This is a genomic window from Brevundimonas sp. Leaf280 (genome assembly GCF_001422455.1).
GTDB lineage: Bacteria > Pseudomonadota > Alphaproteobacteria > Caulobacterales > Caulobacteraceae > Brevundimonas.
Genome location: NZ_LMNC01000002.1, coordinates 306,389 through 327,233, shown reverse-complemented (window position 1 = coordinate 327,233; position 20,845 = coordinate 306,389). Strand labels below are relative to the sequence as shown.

Sequence of the window (20,845 nt, the reverse complement as noted above, 5' to 3'; positions counted from 1 at the left end):
GATGTCCGATGTCCTGCCGAAGAACTCCACCGGCCGCGTGCTGTTCGCCAGCCTGATCGGCACGACGATCGAGTTCTTCGACTTCTACATCTACGCCACGGCGGCCGTCCTGGTGTTCCCGACGCTGTTCTTCCCCGGCGAAGATCCGGGGACGGCGCTGCTGTCCTCGTTCGCGACCTTCTCCATCGCCTTCTTCGCGCGGCCCATCGGCGCCTTGGCCTTCGGGCATTTCGGAGACCGGGTGGGACGCAAGGCGACGCTGGTCGCGGCCCTGATGACCATGGGGCTGTCGACCGTGGCCATCGGCCTGTTGCCGACGCACCAGCAGGTCGGCCTGCTGGCGCCGATGCTGCTGGCCCTGTGCCGGTTCGGTCAGGGGTTGGGTTTGGGCGGCGAGTGGGGCGGGGCGGTGCTGCTGGCGACCGAAAATGCGCCGCCCGGAAAGAAGGCCTGGTTCGGCATGTTCCCCCAGTTGGGCGCGCCCATTGGCTTCATCCTGTCGACGACATCCTTCATCGTGCTGACCTCGACCATGAGCGAGAGTGCTTTCGAGGGCTGGGGCTGGCGTATTCCCTTCCTGGCCAGCGCCATACTGGTGTTCGGCGGCCTGTGGGTGCGGTTGAAGATCAGCGAAACGCCCGAGTTCCAGAAGGCCGTGGATCGCGACGAACGGGTCAAGGCGCCGGCCGTCACCCTGTTCGCCCATCACAAGGCGGCGCTGGTTCTGGGGACGTTCAGCGGTGTGACGACCTTCACCCTGTTCTATCTGATGACCGTCTTTGCACTCGGCTGGGCGACGACGGGAATGGGGCTGGCGCGGGCTGACGTGCTGCCCATCCAGTTGATCGGCGTGCTGTTCTTCGCCGCCTTCATCCCGGTGACGGCCTTGCTGGCGGATCGATACGGGCAGGTCAGGGTGCTGATCGCCTCGTCGGTTGGGATCGGCCTGTTCGGCTTTCTGTTCGCGCCACTGTTCGGAGGCGGCCTCAGCGGCCTTCTGATCTTCTTTGCGCTCGGGTTTGCCCTGATGGGCTGCACCTATGGCCCCATCGGCGCGGCCATGGCGCGGCCGTTCCCGACACCGGTGCGCTACACCGGCGCGTCGATGGCCTTCAATCTGGCGGGCATCCTGGGCGCATCGCTTGCGCCTTACATTGCGCTGAAGCTGGCCGAGCGATTCGGGCCGGGAGCCGTCGGCGGCTATCTGGCGATTTCGGCCCTGATCACCATCGTGGCCCTGTGGGGCATGGGCCGCGTGGCGCCGGAGGAGAAGCGCTAGGCTTCGTCCGTCGCGGCATAGACCATGATGCCGGTGGCGATGGCCAGGTTCAGGCTGTCGGCCCGGCCGCGCATCGGAATCTTGACGTTGACGTCGCAGGCGGCGGCCAGGGCGTCGGTCAGGCCGGCCTGTTCATTGCCCATCAGGATCAGCGACGGCTGTTTCATCACCGCCGAGCGGTGACTAACCTTGGCGTCCAGACGGGTGCCGACGACGCTGCCGGGCCAGGTCTTGCGCCAGGTCAGGAAAGCCTCAGGCGTCGTCCTGGTGATCGAGACGGCGAAGACCGAGCCCATGGTCGCGCGCACGGCCTCAACTGAATAGGGATCGACGCAATCGCCGATCAGAATGACTCCGCCGCAACCGGCCGCGTCCGCCGTGCGGATGATGGTGCCCAGATTGCCCGGATCGCGCACCTGCTCCAACGCGACCCAGCAGGGCGCCGAGGCGGGGTTGAGGCTGTCGAGAGGCGCATAGGCCTGTTCGAACACGCCGAGCACAGTCTGCGGATTGTCCCGGCGGCTGATCTTTTCAAGGATGGCGTGGGTGACGACGATGATATCGCCGCCAGCCTTGAGAGTGGCGGCCTTGGCGCGGTCAAGCAACGGATGAGGACGGGCGTCATCGCCGATCAGCAGCATGCGGGGCGCACGGCCCTGGTCCAGCGCCTCGCCGATGAATTTCAGACCTTCGGCCAGGAAGGTGCCGGTCAGGTCGCGTTCCTTGCGCATATGCAGGGCGCGGACGCCCTTGACCGTGTCGTTGGTCAGGGAGGTGATGACGCGTTCGGTCATCGGCTCCACCGTGTGAAGAAGGACAGGCCGATGGCGCGGGCGCCAGGGCCGTCTTCGGACAGGGCCAGTTCACCCCAGTCGATCCGGCCGCCCCGATTCTGGGTCGCCTCGACCATCAGATGCGCCAGCGACAGGCCGGACACGCGGGCCGCATAGGCGTTCAGCAGCAGGAAGTCGGCATCGTCCGCCAGCAAGGCGGCGCAGTCCTTGAGCAGACCCGGCATGTCCTCAAACAGGCGCCAGATTTCCCCCGTGGGGCCGCGCCCGTATTTGGGCGGATCCAGAATGACGCCATCGTATTTTGAGCCGCGACGAACTTCGCGCGCGACATATTTGCGGGCGTCCTCGACAATCCACCGGATCGGATGCTGGGCCAGGCCCGACTGCTCGGCGTTCTCGCGGGCATAGGCGACCGACTTCTTGGACGCGTCGACGTGGGTGACTTCGGCGCCTGCGGCGGCCGCGGCCAGACTGGCGACGCCGGTATAGCCGAACAGGTTCAGGATCTTCGGCGCGCGGCCGGCTGAACGTGTGAAGTCCCGCACCCGTCCGTCCAGCCATTCCCAGTTGGCCGCCTGTTCAGGGAAGAAGGCGAGGTGGCGGAATGGGGTGAAGCGGCCGGTGAACTTCACATCGCGCCATCTCAAAGGGAAGGCGTCGATGGGGCCGTGCTTGTCGAACCGCCAGCGACCGCTGTCTTCCTCTTCCTGCTGCGGATCGAACGTCGCTGTCGCGTTTTCGAAGGCTTTCGGATCGCGGGGTGACCAGAAACACTGCGGCTCGGGCCGAACGACGGTGTAGCGGCCGTACCGCTCCAGCTTCTTGCCGTCGCCGCTGTCCAGCAGGGCATAGTCGGACCAGCCGGAGGTCACGAGGGTTTCGGGAGTTTTGGAAAGGACGGGCGCCATCGTCGGGCTGATAGGCGCTCAGGCCGCCTCGCGTCCAGCGTCCAGCGCCACGACAGTCAATTCCGGCATCTGATCGTCGCGATCGTGCGGGGTCTTGTCCCAGACGTGCGGTTCGACCGCCAGCCGCCAGGCCGCATGGACGAAGGCGAGGCTGAGCAACGCCCAATAGGCTGGCGCAATTAGCACATCGCCCAGTCTATAATCGAGCCCGGCGCGTCGTGCTCCAACCGCACAGCTCATCCAGGCAGCGATGACGCCTAGCGCCAGCACCCCCAGCGAGCCACTAGGCAGGGGCGGCAGGGTGCCGGACAGGACCCAGACGGCGATGGCTAGAACCAGCCAGGCCAGCGTCGGGGCATGGGCGGCCGCCGACAGGATCGCCGCGCCCAAGGTCATGACCAGCGACAAGCTTCCGCGACGGCCCAGGGCGTTGGGACGCCGCGTATGCACGCCCCAGGTCTGCATATAGCCCTTCAGCCATCGGGTGCGCTGGGGCAGCCATCGGTCCATCGCGCCCGGCGGCGTCTCCCACGTCGGACTGTCGATGGCGCCGAGCCTCCAGCCCATCGACCACAGCCGAAAGCCCAGGTCCGCGTCCTCGGTGACATTGTGCGCGTCCCAGCCGCCAGCTCCACGCAGAGCCGTCATGCGGATATGATTGCTGGTGCCGCCCAGCGGAAAGGGCAGGCCCAGCCGCGCCATGCCCGGCAAGGTCACTTCGAACAGGGCCGCATACTCAAAGGCGAACTGCCGATCTAAAAACCACGAGCCAGTCTTGCCGGATGCTCGGATACGCAGCGGCGCTTGAAGACAACCCAGCCGGGGCTGGGCGACGAAGCGGGCCGCCGCCTGACGGAGTTGTTGCGGATGCGGTCGATCCTCTGCGTCATAAATGGTGACCAGATCGCCTCGCGCGTGGCCCAGGGCGTAGTTCAAAGCGCGCGGCTTGGTCTGGGGACTGCCCGGCGGCGCGATCAGGATTTTCAGCCACGGCGGTTTAGGCGTCGCCTGGGCTGCGGCCAGTGTGACGTCATCATGCGCCTCCAACACGATGAAGGCCTCCAACCTGTGCGCCGGATAGTCGATCCGGCTGAGGTTGGCGATCAACTGCGAGGCCACAGCCGCCTCATCATAAAGCGCCGCCAGAATGGTATAGCGCGGCCATTCGATCGGACGCGGGACCGGCGCGGGGCGTCGCAGGCTGGCGACGCCGATAACGGTCTTCCACAGCGCGCACACGACGAAGGCGGCTTGGAACAACACCAAGGCGACGTCGAAAGCGGTTTCCGGCCAGCGGATCAGCGCCACAACGGAGGTCAGGGTAAGCAGGATCAAGGTCGTGATCTGGAAACCGCTCCACGTGCGTCGTGAGGCGCCGTTTCTGCGGGGCCTGATCCCCGGATGCGCCCAATCCTTCACCGCATCCGCCTCCAAAGCGCCACAACCCCTAATCGCTATTTGAAACAACCGTGTTCTGCAAGTCGGTTGGCGTCCGGGACGGATTGTCGCTATTCAGGGCGCCTCACCCGGAGCAGCGGCTTGTCTGAACTTTCGAACGCCTCGCGCACGACCCGAAAGCCCAAGGGCGAAGGCCATTCGCGTAGGGGCGAAATCCTGGCCGCGGCCGAGCGCATCTTCGTCGAGCACGGCTATGAAGGCGCGACGATTCGCAAGATCGCGGACGAGGTCGGGCTGTCGTCGACGGCGCTCTATATGCATTTCCCGGACAAGGGTGCGATCCTGCAGGAAATCTGCCGTGACGCCTTCGCCCGGTTGATTGCATCAAACGCCGCCGTCGCCGATGAGGCCGCGCCGCCCGAGCAGCGGCTGCGGCGGATGATCGAGGGCTACATCGACTTTGGTTTCGCCCATCCCAACGCCTATCGCCTGATCTATCTGACAAGACCTGTCGAGGCGCGAGAGGGCGCCCAGGACGCGGCGCGCGAGCTCGGCTCCAGCCTGTTCACGACATTGGAAGCGACCGTCAGCGACGCCGTGACGGCCGGACGCATGAAAGGCGATCCCGCCACGATCGCCCAGGCGATCTGGGCTGCGGCGCATGGGATCGTGTCTCTCACGATCACCAAACCCTACTTCCCGTGGTCCGATCGGCAGGCGCTGGTTCGCACGACTTTGGACGCCCTGTTCGCCGGTCTGATCGAAGGATGAAGCGTATCTGCGTCGCCTTGGCGGCTCTGGCGTTCAGCAGCAGCGTGGCTGAGGCGCGGCCCTTGCGGATCATGGCGCTGGATCAATGCGCGGATCAATATGTGCTGGCCTTGGCGCCGGACGCGGACCTCGCGCTGTCGCCCCGCGCCGACGATCCGGACGCCTGGCTGCGTCAGCAGGCTGTCGGTCACAAGCGTTTGCGTCCGACACTTGAGGCCGCCGTGGGTTTTCAGCCTGACGTCGTGGTGCGCTACTGGGGCGGCGAGCCGCGCCTGCTGTCCGCGCTGACGCAGCGCGGCGTCAAGGTGGTCACAATCGATGATGCGGTTGATCTGGAGGGCGTACGACGGAATATCCGGACTGTGGCGCGGGATCTGGGACACGCTGAGCGCGGACAGGCGTTAGAGCGACAGATGGACGGGAAGTTGGCCAAAGCGGCGCCGGTGAAGCGCGCGGCTGAGGCGCCGGGGGCAGTCTATCTGACCTCGGGGGGCTTCACCGCGGGCCCAGGCACGCTGATGGATGCAATGATGCGGGCGGCCGGATTTAGAAATCTGTCGGCCGCGCCCGGTTTTGGCGCACTCAGCGTCGAGCGGATCGCGATGAATCCGCCGGTGCGATTTGTGCTCGGCTTTTTCGATCAGCTGCGCGCCGACCTGCGCGGACCGGGGCGGCATCCGGTTGTCGCGCGGGCGGCCGAGGGCCGAACGGCGGCGCGCCTGCCCGCCGCGACCTTGACCTGCCCCGCATGGTTCGCCGCCGAAGCGGTTGAGATGATGGCCAAGGGGCGACCGTGAACAGAACGGTTCGGCTGTGCCTGGTTCTGACCGGTTTGATCGTCGCGGCGCTGGCTCTGGCGGTGCTGGCAGGCGAGACGGCGTTCAGCGTCGATCAGTATGCGGCTGCCTTCGGCGATCCGACATCCGGTCCGGCCGAGGTGCTGTGGCAGGTGCGAGCGCCGCGCGCGGTCTGCGCCCTAGTCGTCGGCGCGGCCCTGGGGTTGGCAGGCGCGGTGATGCAGGGGCTGTTGCGCAATCCGCTAGCCGATCCCGGCGTACTGGGCGTGTCGGCGACGGCGGCCTTGGGTGCGGCGCTGGCCATCGTCCTCGGCGCTGCGGCCGTGCCGGGACTGGTCGAGCTTTCGGCCCTGGCGGGCGCAGCGCTGGCGGGCGGACTGCTGATCGCGGCGTCCAGGGCCATGCGGGCCCCGGAGGCACTGATCCTGTTCGGCGTGGCCCTGTCCAGTTTCGCAGGCGCGGCGACAGCCTTGATCTTCAACCTGTCGCCGTCGCCGATCGCCTCGGCCGAGGTGATGTCGTGGCTTTTGGGATCGGTGCAGAACCGAAGCTGGGTCGATGTGGCCTGGGTGACGCCTGCGGTGATCGTCGCGGCGGTGTTCGCCGCTCTGTCGGGATCGGGCCTGCGGATGCTGACCCTGGGCGACGAGGGGGCGGCGACGTCGGGATTGAACATGGGGCGAATTCGATTGTTCGCCCTGATCGCGGCGGCGGTGGCGACCGGGGCGGCGGTCGCGGTGGCGGGTGTCATCGGCTTCGTGGGGCTGGCCGCGCCGCATCTGGTGCGGGCGGCGGTGCGGAGCGATGCGAAGCGTATCCTGGCGCCCTCAGCGCTGGCGGGCGGGTTGATGCTGATCGTGGCGGACCTGCTGGCGCGGCTGACGCCGACGGATCAGGAGCTGAAGCTGGGCGTGTTCACGGCCCTGATCGGTGCGCCCCTGTTCGCCTTGATCGCCTGGCGCGCAGCGCGGGAGTGGCGACTGTGAGCCTGTTGTCGCTGGAGAAGGTTCAGGCCCGGCTGGGCAAGGCTGTCGTTCTGGATGGGGTCGATCTGTCGGTTTCGGCCGGCGAGGTCGTCGCCCTGTGCGGCCCGAATGGGGCGGGCAAGAGCAGCGCTATTCGTGCGGCCGTGGGCCTGTTGGCGACCACCGGCGGTCAGGTCAGGCTGGGCGAGAAGCCCATCGCAGACCTGTCCCATCGTCAGCGGGCGGAACGGGCGGCCTATCTGCCGCAAGAGCGGCGGATCGCCTGGAACCTGCCGGCGGTCGAGGTGGCGGCCCTGGGCGCGCCCTTCCTGTCGGGCGCCGAAGCCTTGGCGCGGGCCGGGGCGGCGCTGGACGAGGTGGGCGCCGGTCATCTGGCGGATCGAGGCGTTGCCGAAATGTCGGGGGGCGAGCGGGCGCGTGTCCTGCTCGCCAGGGCTCTGGTGGTCGATGCGCCGCTGCTGCTGGCCGACGAGCCGATCGCGGGGCTCGACCCGGATGCGCAGCGGCTGGTGCTGGAACGGCTGAGGGCGCGCGCTGACGGCGGGGCAGGGGTGCTGGTCAGCCTGCACGACCTGACCCTGGCCGGGACCGTGGCGGATCGCGTCGTGGTGCTGGACCAAGGTCGGGTGGTCGCCGACGCCGCGCCGATGGAGGCGCTTGCACCCGCCGTCCTGCGCGAGGTGTTCGGGCTGGACGGCGGTTGGATCGAGGGGCCGAACGGGCCGCTGTTGGCGGCCCGCCGGGCTCAGTAGGCGACGTAGGGCCGCGCGCCGGTCGCCGAACCGCGCGAAATGTCGGCCGACGGCGTCAGCGGCGCCGTTCCGCCGTTCAGCCGCGCCTTGTAGACGGCCATGTTCTCCATCACCCGCATCATATAGTTGCGCGTCTCGGTGAAGGGCGCGCATTCGATGAAGTCGATCGTCTTGACCGCATCGCCGCGCGGGTCGCCGCAGCGGGCGATCCACTGGCTGGGGCGCGCGGGTCCGGCGTTGTAGCCCACAGTCGCCAGCAGCATGGAGCCGTTGTTGGCCGCCATCAGCTCGCCCAGGTGATAGCTGCCCAGCGTCATGTTGTAGTCGGGATCCCAGAGTTGGTCGGCCGAATAGCCCATGCCCAGGCGGCGCGCGACGCCCGAGGCGGTGGACGGCAGGAACTGCATCATGCCGCGCGCATCGGCGCCGGAACGGGCGCGGGGGTCGAAGCTGGATTCCTGGCGGGTGATGGCCTGGGTGAACTCCAGCGGCGCGGCGCCGGCGACCTGGGGCGGGATGCGGATGGGGTACATGCGCTCGGGCATGACGAAGCCGCGCTGGCTGGCGGCGCGACCGACCATCATGGCGGTGAAGCCTTCGCCATAGCCGCGCGAAAGATCCATCAGCAGGGCCAGGTCGTTGATGGTCGGCAGGTCGTTATCGAGCTGATAGGCGAAGACGCGCAGCAGGCTGGTCTCGCCGGTCTCGCCCAGGATGCGCGTGGCGCGGACGATCTCGTTGCCTTCGAAGCGGGCGATGTCCGACTGTGACGGGACGGGTTCGCCCGGCAACTGAAGCGTGGTCATGCCCGCCTTCTCGGCCGCCAGCTGACCGTAGAAGGTCTGCCAGTGCTGGGCGCCGTTGCGATAGTAGGCGAGGGCGGCGTCGCGTTCGCCGCGCGCCTCTGCGGCCCGGCCCAGCCAGTAGAAGGCGCGGCCTTGGGTGATCGGCGTGGAGGAGGCGGTACGCAGGGCCTCGAAGTGGCGGGCGGCGACCTCGGGCTGGTTCAACTTGGTCAGGGCGACCCAGCCGGCGAAGAACTCGGCATCCACCATCCGGTCGCCCGAGGTGAAGCCGTGACCGTTCATGGCGTCATAGGCGGCGCGCCAGTTGCCTTGCTGCAAGGCGTCGAGGAAATAGTTGCGACGCTCGCTCCACAGGGTGTTGTCGCCAACCGTATGGGCGGGTGCGGGCGGCAGATTGGCCAGCAGGGCGAAACCCTCGGACTGGCGGTTCTGCGACCGCAGGAGGCGCACGCGTTCCAGAACGACGGCAGGATCGGCCGCCTGCGCGGGCGTCAGATTGGCGATGACGGCGTCGGGGCTGTAGGCCGAGCGCAGGGTCATGACCGTGTTGGCGATGGCGGCGCGATCAGGCGAGACCAGATTGACCATGCTGCGCGTCGCCGGGCCGTGCGGACCGAGCAACAGCATGTTCAGCCGCGCCTCGTGATCGGCGGACGTCAGCCAGGAGCCCCAACGGCCGAGAATGCGCGACTGGGGCGCGTCGTCGAACGAGCGGGTGCGCCACCAGTCGCGGACCAGGGCGCGGGCCTCGTCCTGGCGACCGCGTTGCTCCAGGGCCGAGGCATAGGCGATGGCGCCTTCCACGGTGGTGGGCTTGCCGTCGGACATCAGCGACAGGGCCGCATCGGCGCCCATGCCGGACCGGTCCAGCACCTTCTCGGCGGCGGCGCGCCGTGATTCGCCGCGTGGCCAGCCGGCGAGATCGCTCTGACCGCGCGCCAGATCCGCATAGGACAGTTGCTCGCCCGAGGTGTCGATCAGCGCCCATTCGACCAGTTTGCGCGCCGAGGCGTCGCGGATCTGGGACATGGCGGACTGGGCGCCGAAGACGTCGCGGGCGCGGGCGGCGGCGAGGCCTTGGCGAAACAGCGCCGTGTCCTGATCATTCAGCACGCGGCCCTGATAGGTGGCGGAATAGCCGGGCACGGACGAAGACGCCGAGGCGTAGGGAACAGGCTGGGTTGGCAGGGCGTCCTGCGGGTTCGGCGCAAGGACGGCGAGGGCCGCCGCCAGACTGGTCGCTATCATGATCTGTCCTGTTCTCATTCAATCCGGTTGCGGCGGAGCCGCTGGCGACCTAACGTCCCGCGCTCATTGCAAAGGCGATGAACATCCATCCATCGTCCCTCCCCACGCAGGCCAAGTTTAGTCCCATGACCGCCCCCTTGTTCAAGGGCGTGATCACCGCCCTGATCACACCACTTCGTGACGGAAACGTGGACGAAGCCGCATTCGCCAGATTGCTGGAGCGCCAGATCGCCGCAGGGGTCCACGGCGTCGTGCCGATGGGCACGACGGGCGAGGGCGCCAGCATGGACCTGGACGAGCACAAGCATGTGATCGAACTGTGCGTGCGGCTGACGGCCGGGCGCGTCAGCGTCATCGCCGGCACGGGCTCGCCCTACACCAAGGAAGCCATCGACCTGACCCGCCACGCCAAGACGGTGGGCGCGGATGGGGCGCTGATCGTGACGCCTTATTACATCCGCCCGTCGCAGGCGGGCATGGCGGCGCATTTCGAGGCCGTAGCCGACGCCGTTCAGTTGCCGATCGTGCTCTACAATGTGCCGGGACGCACCGGGGCCGATCTGGCCAATGAGACGGTGGAGCGCCTGGCGGCCCATCCGAACATCGTGGGCATCAAGGACGCCACCGGCGACATGAGCCGGGTCAGCTGGATGCGGACCAATATCGGCGGCCAGTTCGACCTGATCTCTGGCGATGATCCCAGCTATCTGGGCTATCACGCCCATGGCGGGGTCGGACTGATCTCGGTGGCGTCCAATGTCGCGCCGGAAGCCATGGTCGCCCTGCACAATGCGATGACGGCGGGCGACTACGCCACCGCTCGCGACTGGCAGGACCGGCTGATCGGCCTGTGCAAGGCGCTGTTCCTCGACAACTCGCCGGCGCCGGCCAAATACGCCCTGGCCCGGCTGGGCCTGTGCAGCGAAGAGGCTCGGTTGCCGCTGTCGCCGACCTCGGATGCGGTCAAGCCGATCATCGACCGCGCCATGGCGGATGCGGGCGTCGGTTGATGGCGCCACAACCCCAGTCCAAATCCAAGGTCATCGCCGAGAACCGCCGTGCAAGGTTCGACTATTTCCTTGAAGAGAATATCGAGGCGGGCATTCAGTTGCTGGGCACCGAGATCAAGGCCCTGCGCGACGGCCGGGCCAATATCGCCGAAAGCTATGCGGCGGTGGAGGGACGCGAGATCGTTCTGATCAACGCCGACATCCCGCCTTACAAACAGGCCAACCGCTTCAACCACGAGCCACGCCGGCCCCGTAAGCTGCTGCTGCACAGAAAGCAGATCGACAAGCTGATGGGGGCGGTCCAGCGCGACGGTCAGACCATCATTCCGCTGAAGCTCTACCTGAACGATGCAGGCAAGGCGAAGCTGGAGATCGCGCTGGCCAAGGGCAAGAAGCTGCACGACAAGCGCGAGGCTTCGGCCGAACGCGACTGGCAGCGCGACAAGGCCCGCCTGATGCGCGACAAGGGCTGAGGCTCAGGCCTCGATCAGGGTTCGGGCGCGCGCGAAGATGTCCTCGAACATCTGCGGCGTCAGGCGACCGGTGTTCGTGTTCAACCGGGAGCAGTGATAGCTGTTCAGAATGACGTATCCGCCGGCTTCGCCCTGCGCCCTGTGACCCGCCGGCATCGCTGACGCAGGCCGCCCGAAGGCTTTCAGGATATTGCGGCGCGAGACGTCGCCCAGGGTCACGATCACCTTCAGATTCGGCAGCAGTTTGAGCCGGTCGATCAGGAAGGGACGGCAGGTCGTCTCCTCGATCGGCAGAGGCTTGTTCCCGGGCGGGGCGCATCGGACCGCATTGGTGATCATGCAGTCCGTCAGCGTCAGGTCATCGTCGCCGTTGGGATCGTAATGGCCGTGCGCAAAGCCGGCCTTCTTTAGGGTGTCGTACAGCAGCCAGCCGGCGTGATCGCCGGTGAAGGGACGTCCCGTCCGGTTGGCGCCGGTACGGCCGGGCGCGAGGCCGGCGATTAGCAGACGCGCGTTCGGATCGCCGAACGAGGCGGCCGGCCCGTTCCACCAGTCTGGATTCTGACGCGCATTCTCCTGACGATAGGCGACCAGGCGCGGGCACAATGGGCAGTCGCGGGGCGGTTCGGGCGTCAGGGTCATTGGGCGGCCTTCGGGCGGCCGAAGTCGGCCATCAGATCGTTCAGGTCCAGGAAGGCGTCGGCCTGACGACGCAGTTCGTCAGCGATATGCGGCGGCTGGGTCTTCTGGGTCGAGATGACAGTCACCCGCACGCCCCTGGCCTGGATCGCCTGAACCACCCGCCGGAAGTCGCCATCGCCGGAGAACAGCACCGCATGGTCGATGTGCGGAGCCAGCTCCAGCATGTCCACCGCGATCTCGATGTCCATATTGCCCTTGATCCGGCTGTGGCCGCTATTGTCCGTGAACCGCTTCACCGGCTTGGTGACGACCGAGAAGCCGTTGTAGTCGAGCCAGTCGACCAGCGGCTTCACCGGCGAGAATTCTTCGCCCTCGACCACGGCCGTATAGTAGTATGCGCGGGTCAGGATGGACCTCTCGCGGAACCAGTCCAGCATCCGCCGGAAGTCCATGTCGTGCTGCAGGGCGCGGGCGGCGGAGTAGAGGTTCGAGCCGTCGATAAAGATCGCCAACCGGTCGGTGGGATGAAACATGGTCGAAGCCGTCGAAAGAGATGAAAAATCGGATCGCGCGGTCGCCGTCGGAATCGATGACGGGTTCGACCTGAATGATGCAGTCATCGTGGCCCTGGGCTGCAATGACAAGGGGGCATGGTCGTCCTGCACCGAAGCGCTGGAGGCGGCGATCGCGCGTTTTCGCAGCGAAGGGATTGATGTCGTCGCACGCTCGTCGTGGTGGTCGTCTCAGGCCTGGCCCGATCCGCACGATCCAGCCTTTCTGAATGGCGTGGTCATCGTCCGCACTGAACACGATCCCCATGCCCTGATGGCGGCGCTCGGCCGGATCGAGGACGCGTTCGGCCGCGAGCGGTCGGTTCGCAATGCGCCGCGGACGCTAGATCTGGACCTGATCGCCTACGGACGATCGAGCGGTGATCTTCGGGGATTGATCCTGCCCCATCCCCGCGCGGCCGAGCGGCGGTTCGTCATGGGCCCCATCGCCGAGATCGCGCCGGCATGGACGCATCCGCATGGCGGGGCCGCGAGCGATCTGGCCGCTTGCGCCCCCGTCGGCGTCGACGCCCGCCCGACCTGACGCCCAACTTCCGCCCCTGTGGCGTTGCAAAAAGCCGTCCTCATCTGTATTTGACGCGGTTCTCCCCCGCGTTCGAGGAATTTCATGGCCCGCGTCACCGTCGAAGACTGCATCGAGAAGGTTCCGAACCGCTTTGGTCTGGTGCTGATGGCTGGCCACCGCGCCCGCAGCATCGCCAACGGCGCCGCCCTGACGATCGACCGCGACAACGACAAGAACCCTGTCGTCGCCCTGCGCGAGATCGCCGACGACACTGTCGTGCCGGACGAACTGCGCGAGACCATCATCACCACGCTGCAACGCGTCGATGAGCGAACGGAAGCCGAGGATGAGGCCGAAACGGTCGCTCTGCTGGCCTCGCCGCAGCACATGAACATGGCCGAGGCGGAACTGATCCGCGCCCTGCAAAGCGACCGCGACGGCGGTCAGGAGGAGCGGTACTGACGCCCGAGGGAGCCCCTGGCGTCACTATCCTGCCGGCGCGGACCGAGACGGTTCCGCCGGCGCCCCAAGCTGCAAACAAAAACGACCCTCAGACGGCGCTCGTCGATCCGGCGCCGCAGCCCAAGCGTGCGCCGATCCTGCGTCAGTTCGAGCTGATCGAGGCCGTCAAGGCCTATGATCCTACCGCCGACGAAGCGCTTCTCAACCGCGCCTACGTCTATGCGATGAAAATGCACGGTTCGCAGTTGCGAGCCTCGGGCGATCCCTATTTCGCCCACCCGATCCAAGTCGCGGGGATCCTGACCGACTATAAGCTCGACACCGCCACCATCGTCACCGCGCTGTTGCATGACGTGGTCGAGGACACCTCCGCGACGCGCGACGATATCGCCGGCATGTTCGGCGAAGAGGTCGCAGTCCTGGTCGAGGGCGTGACCAAGCTGTCGCGGCTGGAGCTTCAGGCGGAACACACGCGTCAGGCCGAGAATCTGCGCAAGTTCATCCTGGCCATCAGCCGTGACGTGCGGGTCCTGCTGGTCAAGCTGGCCGACCGCTTGCACAATATGCGAACGCTCCAGTTCGTGAAGCCGGAGAAGCGCGAGCGGATCAGCCGCGAGACGCTGGAAGTCTATGCGCCCCTGGGCCGGTCAATCGGAATCCACTCGATCGCGTCCGAGCTGGAAGAACTGGCCTTCACCCATCTGAACCCAACGGCCAAGACCGCCATCGAGCGGCGGCTGGAGGCGTTGAAGCTGGAGCACGGTCGCGCCATCGACGGTGTAGCGAGCGAGGTTGAGCGCGTCCTGTCCGAGGCGGGCCTGAAGGCCAATGTCTATGGCCGGCAAAAGACGCCCTATTCGATCTGGCGCAAACTTCAGCGCAAGTCCGTCGGCTTTTCGTCCCTGTCGGACATTTATGGCTTCCGCGTCATCGTTGAGGCGGAGGACGACTGCTATCGCGCGCTGGGTGTGATCCACCGCGAATGGCCGATGGTGCCCGAGCGGTTCAAGGACTTCATCTCGACGCCCAAGTCGAACAACTATCGCTCGCTGCACACGACCGTCGTCGGCCCCCGGGGTCTGCGGATCGAGATGCAGATCCGCACCGAGGACATGGACCGGATCGCCGAGGACGGCGTCGCCGCCCACTGGCGCTACAAGAACCATTCCTACGGCTTCGACCGCGAGGCGATGGAGCAGGGCGGCGGGCGCGACCCGCTTCAGAACCTGCGCCACCTGGTTCAGGTGATCGAGCACGGCGAGGGCGGCGAGGACTGGGTCGAGCACGCCAAACTTGAAATGTATCTGGACCAAGTCTTCGTCTTCACGCCGAAGGGGCAACTGGTGACCCTGCCGCGCGGGGGAATGCCTCTGGACTTCGCCTATGCCGTCCACACCGAGGTCGGAGACACGGCCGTAGGGGTCAAGGTCAATGGCGAGTTGAAGCCCATGCGGACGCCGCTCCAAAACGGCGACGTGGTCGAGATCATTCGGGGCTCCAAGCGCGAAGTGCCTGCCGACTGGCGCAGCCTGACGGTGACGGGCCGCGCGCGCTCGGCCATTCGCCGCCATATCCGCACCTCCGAGCGCGAAGAGTTCATCAAGCTGGGCCGCGTCGCGCTGGATCAGACCCTGGGCCGGGTCGACAAGACCCTGACCGACGTGTCGCTGAAGCCGGTTCTGGAGCTGCTGGCGGTCGCGAGCGACGACGATCTGTTCGAAGGCCTGGGTCGCGGGCGGTTGTCGCCGACGACGGCGGCCGAAATCCTGTTCCCCGCGCTGAAGGGACGGCTGAAGGCCGGGCCGGAGAAGCAGCGCATCGAGGGCGACAAGGCGCGGCTGTTCGTGCGCGGCGGGGGGCTGACGCCCGGCGTGTCGGTTCATTTCGGCCAATGCTGCACGCCCGTGCCGGGCGACCGGATCGTGGGCATTCTGGAGCCGGAGTCAGGCCTGACGGTGCACACCATCGATTGCCAGACCCTGGCCGCCTTCGCCGATGACGATTCGGTCTGGCACGACCTGCAATGGACGCCTCAGGCTGAGACGGACGCGGTCGCCGCCGCCCGCATTCGCGCGACGATTCGCAATGCGCCGGGCGTGCTGGGTCAGGTCACGACCCTGATCGGGGAGGCCGGCGGCAACATCATCAACCTGTCGATGGCGCACCGTCAGCAGGACTTCTTCGACGTGGACGTGGATGTCGAGGTCGAAGACGCCAAGCATGCGACCATGATCATGGCGGCGCTGAGGGCCAATCCGTCGGTCGATTCCGTCGAGCGCGCGCGCGGCGAATGAGCGACCCGATAAAGCCGAACGCGGCGCAGATGGCCTCGCCGTCCTATCGCATGGCGGCGATGGATCAGGACTTCCTGCTGGGCGATTCGATGCGCGGCGTGCGGTTCCTGATGGAATACGCCAAGCCTGAGGAGGCGTTGAGGGCCTGGGGCGTGCGCTCGACCCTCGTCGTCTTCGGCAGCGCGCGCATCCGCGAAGGGCACCGTTGGTATGAAGAGGCCCGCGCCTTTGGTCGATTGGCGTCCGAGCGCGGCGGAGCGCTGCGCGGTCGAGTTGGCGAACCCCGCGACAATGTCATCACCACCGGCGGCGGCCCGGGCATCATGGAAGCCGCCAACCGCGGGGCCGTGGACGCGGGAGCGCCGTCCGTCGGTTTCAACATCACCCTGCCGCATGAGCAGGAGCCGAACGCCTATTCGACGCCGGAGCTGACGTTCCGCTTCCACTATTTTGCGATGCGGAAGATGCATCTGGCGATGCGCGCCAATGCGCTGGTGGTGTTTCCCGGCGGCTTCGGCACCTTTGACGAAATGTTCGAAATGCTGACCCTGCGCCAGACGAAGAAGGCGCCGCCGGTTCCGGTCGTTCTGGTGGACAAGGCCTACTGGACCTCGGTCATCGGTTTCGACGCCTTGGTCGAGCACGGAATGATCGCCGCGTCCGACCTGGACCTGATCGGTTTCGCCGAGGACGCGGAGGGCGTCTGGGCTGAACTGCTCTCGCGCGGGCTTCGGCCGAACGAAAACATCGAATGAAGCGTCGCCGCAGGGTTCATCCGCGCGCGATCCGGGTCTAGAACCCTGTCATGAACACTGAAGACGTCCTCAACGAGTTTCGCGACGCCGGCGCCCTGCGCGAAGGCCATTTCGTCCTGTCGTCGGGTCTGCACAGCCCGGTCTTCCTGCAGAAAAACCTGGTCTTCATGGACGGCGCGCGATGCGAGCGTTTGTGCAAGGCGCTGGCGGACAAGATCACGACCACGGTTGGCCCAGTCGATGTCGCCATCTCGCCGGCTGTGGGCGGCATCATCCCCGGTTACGAGACGGCCAAACATCTGAAGGTCCGTTCGATGTATGTCGAGCGCGAGGGCGGGGATTTCAAACTGCGTCGCGGCTTCTCGGTCGAGCCGGGCGAAAAGGTCGTCATGGTCGAAGACATCGTCACGACAGGCCTGTCGTCACGCGAATGCATCGCCGCGATCCAGGCCGCCGGGGGTGAGGTGATCGCCGCCGCCTGTATCGTCGACCGGTCGGGCGGCAAGGCGGATGTGGGTGTGCCGCTGATCGCCTTGGCGTCGCTGGACGTGCCCGCTTACCCAGCCGACGCTCTTCCGCCGGAATTGGCCGCGCTTCCGGTGGAAGATCCCGGCAGCCGCAGATTGTCGAAGTAGAGCCATGCGCGAACGGGTCAGGCTGGGCGTCAACATCGACCACGTCGCCACGGTGCGAAATGCGCGGGGAGGGACGCATCCCGATCCTGCGCGTGCGGCCGAGGCGGCGCTGGCGGCCGGAGCAGACGGAATCACCGCTCACCTGCGCGAAGACCGCCGCCACATCACCGACGCCGACATCGACGTGCTGAGCGCCCTATGCGCGCGAGCCGGCAAGCCGCTGAACCTGGAAATGGCGGTGACGGATGAGATGCTGACGATCGCTCTGCGCCACCAGCCGCACGCCGCCTGTCTGGTGCCCGAGCGGCGCGAGGAGGTTACGACCGAAGGCGGTCTGGCGGTCGCCGGTCACGAAGGCCGGATCGCGCCTTTGGTGAAGGCGCTGGCGGACGCCGGCATCCGGGTCTCGCTCTTCATCGAACCGACCGAAGCGCAGGTCGAGGCCGCCGCTGCCGTCGGCGCCCAGGTGATCGAGTTCCATACCGGCCGCTACTGCCACCTTATCGATCCCGGCGAGCGGGAGGTCGAGTTCGAACGCCTTGCCGCGGCCGCCGCCCAGGCCGACATCCTGGGGCTGGAAGTCCACGCGGGCCACGGGCTGGATTACGACACGGCTCCGCGCATGCTGGCGATCCCGGAAATCCGCGAGCTGAACATCGGCCATTTCCTGATCGGCGACTCGATCTTCATCGGCTTGGATGGCGCGATCCGACGGATGCGGGCCGCGATGGATGCGGCCAAATGATCATCGGCGTCGGCGCGGATCTGTCGGACATCCGTCGCATCCAGGCGTCTCTTGATAGGTTTGGAGATCGCTTCAAGACCCGCTGCTTCACCGAACTGGAACGCACCCGCTCGGATCGTAAGCCGGACCCGGCCTGGAGCTACGCCAAACGGTTCGCCGCCAAGGAGGCCTGCGCCAAGGCCTTGGGCACCGGCATGCGCGCCGATGTCTATTGGCGCGACATGGGGGTGGTGAACCTGCGTTCGGGTCAGCCGACGATGGCGCTGACCGGGCATGCGGCTGAGCATCTGGCGCGTCTGACGCCGCCCGGACACGAGGTGAAAATCCACCTGACGCTGAGCGACGAACATCCCTATGCGCTCGCCTTCGTGGTGATCGAAGCCTTGCCGCAGTCGTAATCAGGTTATAGGCGTGCGCGATGACCGCGCGGACGCGGCGAGGATGCCTGATCGCATGAGCGAAGACCAAAAGCCCGACGACGCCAATCGCGACGCCACGCCCGAAGAACGATTTGCGGCCTCGGAAGCTGACGCTCCGATCAAGTCGGTGCAGGAGCCCACGACGGCGAACCAGAAGGTCTACGCCAAGACGCCCAAGGGCGGCGACAAGGCAACCTCGGCGGCCAGCGAGACCGGCGAAATCTTCAAGACCATCGTCTTCGCCCTGCTGATCGCGATGGTGCTGCGGATATTCCTGTTCCAGCCCTTCACCATTCCGTCGGCGTCGATGGAGCCGAATCTGTATGAAGGCGACTATATCGTCGTCTCGAAGTGGTCTTATGGCTTCTCCAAACACTCGATTCCGTTCAGCCCGCCGCTGTTCGACGGGCGGATCATGGGCTCGGCGCCCAAGCGCGGCGACATCGTCGTGTTCAAACTGCCGCGCGACACCAAGACCGACTTCATCAAGCGCGTGATCGGCCTGCCCGGCGACCGCATCCAGATGATCGCCAACAAGCTGTATATCAACGACAAGCCGGTGCAGGATGTCGTGGTCAGCGAGCAGGAGATCAACGACATCTTCGGCCCGCGCCCGGTGACGGAGGTCCGCGAGACCCTGCCGGAAGGCAAGAGCTTCATGACCCAGGACTTCGGTCCCGGAAACGACCTGGACGACACCCCCGTCTATGAGGTCCCGGCCGGTCACTACTTCATGATGGGCGACAACCGCGACAACTCGATCGACAGCCGTGTCGAACAGTCCAGCGGCGTGGGCATGGTCCCGGCCGAGAACCTGGTCGGCAAGGCGCAGATCATCCTGTTCTCGTGGAAGCCCGGTTCGTCGCTGTGGAACCCGGTCAGCTGGTTCAACGTGCGGCTCGACCGGTTCTTCAACGTTCTGCACTGATGGCCAATCTGAGAGCCGAAGCGGTCGCGGCGCTGGAAACGCGCCTGGGATACAGGTTCAACGACAAGGCCCTGCTGGAGCGCGCCCTGACACACGCCAGCGTGGGCGAGGGGGCGCCGGTCGGCATCCACGGTCCACGCGACAACGAGCGGCTGGAGTTTCTGGGCGACCGGGTGCTGGGTTTGCTGGTCGCCGAGCGCCTGTCGGCTCAGTTTCCGACGGCGGACGAGGGCAAGCTGTCGTCCAGCCTGCACGCCCTGGTCGACAAGGGCGCCTGCGCCCGCGTCGGTGAGGCGCTGGGCGTGGGGCCCGCGCTGCGGCTATCGCCCGGCGAGACCAAGACCGGCGGGCGCCGCAAGGCCGGCGTCATCGCCGATGCGGTCGAGGCCGTATTGGCGGCGGTCTATCTGGACGGCGGGCTGGATGCCGCCAAGGCCGTGTTCGAACGGGCCTGGTCCGACGAACTGTCGGCGCCGCCATCCCGCACCGTGACCAATCCGAAATCGGCGCTTCAGGAATGGGCGCAAGGGTTGGGGCGGCCGCTGCCGACCTATCGCGTCGCCGATCGGACGGGTTCGGACCATGCGCCGACATTCACCGTCGAAGTGTCCGTGCAGGACGTGCAGCCCTTGACCGCGCAAGGGCGTTCGCGTCAGGAGGCGGAGAAGGCGGCCGCAACGGCTCTCCTCAAACGTGAAGGCGTCATTTGACCGATATCGAAAACCAGCGCGCAGGCTTTGCCGCCATCATCGGCGCACCCAACGCCGGCAAGTCCACGCTGGTGAACCGGCTGACCGGATCCAAGGTCTCGATCGTCACGCAAAAGGTGCAGACGACGCGCTTTCCCGTGCGCGGCATCGCCATGGAAGGCGACGCCCAGATCGTGCTGGTGGACACGCCCGGCATCTTCACGCCGCGTCGTCGCCTGGACCGAGCCATGGTCGCTTCAGCCTGGGGCGGAGCAGAAGATGCGGACATCGTCGTTCACCTGATCGACGCCCAGTCGCACATCAACGCCGAAGGCCGAGAGGGCACGGCGGCCGATCGTCGCTCGGCCGAGGACACCGAGACCATCATCGCCAACCTGCAGGCCACCGGGACCAAGGTTGTTCTGGCGCTGAACAAGATCGACGGCATGCGCCGCGACACCCTGCTGGCGCTGTCGCAGAAGCTGTTCGAAAGCGGAGTTTACTCCGAGGTCTATATGATCTCGGCGGCCAATGGCGACGGCGTCGAGGACCTGAAGCAACGTCTGGCCCTGTCCATGCCCAAGGGGCCGTGGCTGTATCCCGAGGATCAGGCGGCCGACGTGCCGGTCCGGGTTCTCGCGGCCGAGATCACGCGCGAGAAAGTCTATCTGCGCGTCCATGAGGAGCTGCCCTATTCGGCGGCGGTGGAGACGACCAGTTTCGAGGATCGCGCCGACGGCTCGGCCCGGATCGAGCAGACCATCTATGTCGAGCGCGAGAGCCAACGGCCCATCGTCCTGGGCAAGGGCGGCCAGACGCTGAAATGGATCGGCCAGAAGGCGCGCGAGGAGCTGAACGAAATCCTCGGCCGTCAGGTGCACCTGTTCCTGACCGTTAAGGTCGATCCGAAATGGCAGGACAGCCGCGCCCTCTATGCCCAGTTCGGTCTGGATTTCGACGTCTGAGTTCCTGTGTTT

At 66.5% G+C, this 20,845-nt stretch carries 23 protein-coding genes; 17 read left to right on the top strand and 6 right to left on the bottom strand.

Features of this window, described 5'->3' with window-relative positions:
• Position 1 precedes the first annotated feature (1 nt).
• Positions 2 to 1,279 carry an MFS transporter gene (locus ASF31_RS05175; RefSeq protein WP_055753826.1) on the top strand — a complete coding sequence of 426 codons (1,278 nt, stop codon included), beginning with the start codon at positions 2 to 4 and terminating at the stop codon, positions 1,277 to 1,279.
• On the opposite strand, the gene ASF31_RS05170 is transcribed toward ASF31_RS05175, so the two are convergent.
• The 3 genes from ASF31_RS05170 to ASF31_RS05160 are packed head-to-tail and all read right to left on the bottom strand — an operon-like array spanning position 1,276 to position 4,316.
• Positions 1,276 to 2,073 (bottom strand): RNA methyltransferase, encoded by a 798-nt coding sequence (locus tag ASF31_RS05170; RefSeq protein WP_055753647.1) that lies wholly within the window; start codon positions 2,071 to 2,073, stop codon positions 1,276 to 1,278. The genes ASF31_RS05175 and ASF31_RS05170 overlap by 4 nt on opposite strands.
• Entirely contained in the window at positions 2,070 to 2,981 is a 912-nt protein-coding gene (locus ASF31_RS05165; RefSeq protein ID WP_055753646.1) for a class I SAM-dependent methyltransferase, read from the bottom strand. Before ASF31_RS05165 ends, ASF31_RS05170 begins: the two co-directional genes overlap by 4 nt.
• Before the next feature lie 18 nt (positions 2,982 to 2,999).
• Positions 3,000 to 4,316 carry a glycosyltransferase family 2 protein gene (locus ASF31_RS05160; protein ID WP_055753645.1) on the bottom strand — a complete coding sequence of 439 codons (1,317 nt, stop codon included), beginning with the start codon at positions 4,314 to 4,316 and terminating at the stop codon, positions 3,000 to 3,002.
• A gap of 204 nt (positions 4,317 to 4,520) precedes the next feature.
• On the opposite strand from ASF31_RS05160, the gene ASF31_RS05155 reads away from it, so the two are divergent.
• The 4 genes from ASF31_RS05155 to ASF31_RS05140 are packed head-to-tail and all read left to right on the top strand — an operon-like array spanning position 4,521 to position 7,685.
• Positions 4,521 to 5,150, top strand: a complete 630-nt coding sequence (locus ASF31_RS05155; RefSeq protein WP_055753644.1) for a TetR/AcrR family transcriptional regulator — start codon at positions 4,521 to 4,523, stop codon at positions 5,148 to 5,150.
• Complete coding sequence (locus ASF31_RS05150; protein WP_055753643.1) at positions 5,147 to 5,947, top strand: ABC transporter substrate-binding protein; 801 nt, start codon at positions 5,147 to 5,149, stop codon at positions 5,945 to 5,947. Before ASF31_RS05155 ends, ASF31_RS05150 begins: the two co-directional genes overlap by 4 nt.
• Positions 5,944 to 6,933 (top strand): iron ABC transporter permease, encoded by a 990-nt coding sequence (locus ASF31_RS05145; protein ID WP_055753642.1) that lies wholly within the window; start codon positions 5,944 to 5,946, stop codon positions 6,931 to 6,933. The genes ASF31_RS05150 and ASF31_RS05145 overlap by 4 nt, the downstream gene beginning before the upstream one ends.
• Complete coding sequence (locus ASF31_RS05140; protein WP_055753641.1) at positions 6,930 to 7,685, top strand: ABC transporter ATP-binding protein; 756 nt, start codon at positions 6,930 to 6,932, stop codon at positions 7,683 to 7,685. Before ASF31_RS05145 ends, ASF31_RS05140 begins: the two co-directional genes overlap by 4 nt.
• On the opposite strand, the gene ASF31_RS05135 is transcribed toward ASF31_RS05140, so the two are convergent.
• Complete coding sequence (locus tag ASF31_RS05135) at positions 7,679 to 9,739, bottom strand: lytic transglycosylase domain-containing protein (protein ID WP_235551250.1); 2,061 nt, start codon at positions 9,737 to 9,739, stop codon at positions 7,679 to 7,681. The genes ASF31_RS05140 and ASF31_RS05135 overlap by 7 nt on opposite strands.
• A 125-nt stretch (positions 9,740 to 9,864) precedes the next feature.
• Between ASF31_RS05135 and dapA the strand changes: the two genes are divergently transcribed.
• The gene (dapA, locus tag ASF31_RS05130) at positions 9,865 to 10,749 is read left to right on the top strand and encodes a 4-hydroxy-tetrahydrodipicolinate synthase (protein ID WP_055753639.1); all 885 of its coding nucleotides are present in this window, start codon (positions 9,865 to 9,867) and stop codon (positions 10,747 to 10,749) included.
• Positions 10,749 to 11,222: an SsrA-binding protein SmpB gene (gene smpB, locus ASF31_RS05125; protein WP_055753638.1), complete on the top strand. Its 474-nt coding sequence runs from the start codon at positions 10,749 to 10,751 to the stop codon at positions 11,220 to 11,222. The genes dapA and smpB overlap by 1 nt, the downstream gene beginning before the upstream one ends.
• A 3-nt stretch (positions 11,223 to 11,225) precedes the next feature.
• Here the strand turns inward: smpB and ASF31_RS05120 are convergent, their stop codons facing one another.
• Positions 11,226 to 11,864 carry a uracil-DNA glycosylase gene (locus tag ASF31_RS05120; protein ID WP_055753637.1) on the bottom strand — a complete coding sequence of 213 codons (639 nt, stop codon included), beginning with the start codon at positions 11,862 to 11,864 and terminating at the stop codon, positions 11,226 to 11,228.
• Positions 11,861 to 12,397: an NYN domain-containing protein gene (locus tag ASF31_RS05115; protein ID WP_017504890.1), complete on the bottom strand. Its 537-nt coding sequence runs from the start codon at positions 12,395 to 12,397 to the stop codon at positions 11,861 to 11,863. The genes ASF31_RS05120 and ASF31_RS05115 overlap by 4 nt, the downstream gene beginning before the upstream one ends.
• Between ASF31_RS05115 and folK the strand changes: the two genes are divergently transcribed.
• From folK to era, 10 genes are all read left to right on the top strand, one after another.
• Positions 12,396 to 12,959, top strand: a complete 564-nt coding sequence (gene folK / locus ASF31_RS05110; RefSeq protein ID WP_055753636.1) for a 2-amino-4-hydroxy-6-hydroxymethyldihydropteridine diphosphokinase — start codon at positions 12,396 to 12,398, stop codon at positions 12,957 to 12,959. The genes ASF31_RS05115 and folK overlap by 2 nt on opposite strands.
• A gap of 84 nt (positions 12,960 to 13,043) precedes the next feature.
• Positions 13,044 to 13,403, top strand: coding sequence for a DNA-directed RNA polymerase subunit omega (gene rpoZ / locus ASF31_RS05105; protein ID WP_017504892.1), 360 nt, complete (start codon positions 13,044 to 13,046; stop codon positions 13,401 to 13,403).
• Between the two features lie 134 nt (positions 13,404 to 13,537).
• Positions 13,538 to 15,697 (top strand): bifunctional (p)ppGpp synthetase/guanosine-3',5'-bis(diphosphate) 3'-pyrophosphohydrolase, encoded by a 2,160-nt coding sequence (locus tag ASF31_RS05100; RefSeq protein ID WP_082465025.1) that lies wholly within the window; start codon positions 13,538 to 13,540, stop codon positions 15,695 to 15,697.
• Positions 15,694 to 16,452 carry a TIGR00730 family Rossman fold protein gene (locus ASF31_RS05095; RefSeq protein ID WP_055753634.1) on the top strand — a complete coding sequence of 253 codons (759 nt, stop codon included), beginning with the start codon at positions 15,694 to 15,696 and terminating at the stop codon, positions 16,450 to 16,452. The genes ASF31_RS05100 and ASF31_RS05095 overlap by 4 nt, the downstream gene beginning before the upstream one ends.
• Positions 16,453 to 16,502: 50 nt before the next feature.
• Complete coding sequence (pyrE, locus tag ASF31_RS05090; RefSeq protein WP_055753633.1) at positions 16,503 to 17,087, top strand: orotate phosphoribosyltransferase; 585 nt, start codon at positions 16,503 to 16,505, stop codon at positions 17,085 to 17,087.
• A gap of 4 nt (positions 17,088 to 17,091) precedes the next feature.
• Complete coding sequence (locus ASF31_RS05085; RefSeq protein ID WP_055753632.1) at positions 17,092 to 17,832, top strand: pyridoxine 5'-phosphate synthase; 741 nt, start codon at positions 17,092 to 17,094, stop codon at positions 17,830 to 17,832.
• Positions 17,829 to 18,230 carry a holo-ACP synthase gene (gene acpS / locus ASF31_RS05080; RefSeq protein WP_055753631.1) on the top strand — a complete coding sequence of 134 codons (402 nt, stop codon included), beginning with the start codon at positions 17,829 to 17,831 and terminating at the stop codon, positions 18,228 to 18,230. The genes ASF31_RS05085 and acpS overlap by 4 nt, the downstream gene beginning before the upstream one ends.
• A 55-nt stretch (positions 18,231 to 18,285) precedes the next feature.
• Entirely contained in the window at positions 18,286 to 19,179 is an 894-nt protein-coding gene (lepB, locus tag ASF31_RS05075) for a signal peptidase I (protein ID WP_055753630.1), read from the top strand.
• Positions 19,179 to 19,889, top strand: coding sequence for a ribonuclease III (gene rnc, locus ASF31_RS05070; RefSeq protein WP_055753629.1), 711 nt, complete (start codon positions 19,179 to 19,181; stop codon positions 19,887 to 19,889). Before lepB ends, rnc begins: the two co-directional genes overlap by 1 nt.
• Entirely contained in the window at positions 19,886 to 20,833 is a 948-nt protein-coding gene (era, locus tag ASF31_RS05065) for a GTPase Era (protein WP_017503839.1), read from the top strand. The genes rnc and era overlap by 4 nt, the downstream gene beginning before the upstream one ends.
• Positions 20,834 to 20,845: the final 12 nt, after the last annotated feature.

What these genes read in the sequence shown, in the direction of transcription:
- ASF31_RS05175 (WP_055753826.1), top strand. Translation starts at nt 2, where the DNA reads ATGTCCGATGTCCTGCCGAAGAACTCCACCGGCCGCGTGCTGTTCGCC.
- ASF31_RS05170 (WP_055753647.1), bottom strand. Translation starts at nt 2,073, where the DNA reads ATGACCGAACGCGTCATCACCTCCCTGACCAACGACACGGTCAAGGGC.
- ASF31_RS05165 (WP_055753646.1), bottom strand. Translation starts at nt 2,981, where the DNA reads ATGGCGCCCGTCCTTTCCAAAACTCCCGAAACCCTCGTGACCTCCGGC.
- ASF31_RS05150 (WP_055753643.1), top strand. Translation starts at nt 5,147, where the DNA reads ATGAAGCGTATCTGCGTCGCCTTGGCGGCTCTGGCGTTCAGCAGCAGC.
- ASF31_RS05135 (WP_235551250.1), bottom strand. Translation starts at nt 9,739, where the DNA reads ATGATAGCGACCAGTCTGGCGGCGGCCCTCGCCGTCCTTGCGCCGAAC.
- dapA (WP_055753639.1), top strand. Translation starts at nt 9,865, where the DNA reads ATGACCGCCCCCTTGTTCAAGGGCGTGATCACCGCCCTGATCACACCA.
- smpB (WP_055753638.1), top strand. Translation starts at nt 10,749, where the DNA reads ATGGCGCCACAACCCCAGTCCAAATCCAAGGTCATCGCCGAGAACCGC.
- ASF31_RS05120 (WP_055753637.1), bottom strand. Translation starts at nt 11,864, where the DNA reads ATGACCCTGACGCCCGAACCGCCCCGCGACTGCCCATTGTGCCCGCGC.
- folK (WP_055753636.1), top strand. Translation starts at nt 12,396, where the DNA reads ATGGTCGAAGCCGTCGAAAGAGATGAAAAATCGGATCGCGCGGTCGCC.
- ASF31_RS05115 (WP_017504890.1), bottom strand. Translation starts at nt 12,397, where the DNA reads ATGTTTCATCCCACCGACCGGTTGGCGATCTTTATCGACGGCTCGAAC.
- rpoZ (WP_017504892.1), top strand. Translation starts at nt 13,044, where the DNA reads ATGGCCCGCGTCACCGTCGAAGACTGCATCGAGAAGGTTCCGAACCGC.
- ASF31_RS05095 (WP_055753634.1), top strand. Translation starts at nt 15,694, where the DNA reads ATGAGCGACCCGATAAAGCCGAACGCGGCGCAGATGGCCTCGCCGTCC.
- pyrE (WP_055753633.1), top strand. Translation starts at nt 16,503, where the DNA reads ATGAACACTGAAGACGTCCTCAACGAGTTTCGCGACGCCGGCGCCCTG.
- ASF31_RS05085 (WP_055753632.1), top strand. Translation starts at nt 17,092, where the DNA reads ATGCGCGAACGGGTCAGGCTGGGCGTCAACATCGACCACGTCGCCACG.
- acpS (WP_055753631.1), top strand. Translation starts at nt 17,829, where the DNA reads ATGATCATCGGCGTCGGCGCGGATCTGTCGGACATCCGTCGCATCCAG.
- lepB (WP_055753630.1), top strand. Translation starts at nt 18,286, where the DNA reads ATGAGCGAAGACCAAAAGCCCGACGACGCCAATCGCGACGCCACGCCC.
- rnc (WP_055753629.1), top strand. Translation starts at nt 19,179, where the DNA reads ATGGCCAATCTGAGAGCCGAAGCGGTCGCGGCGCTGGAAACGCGCCTG.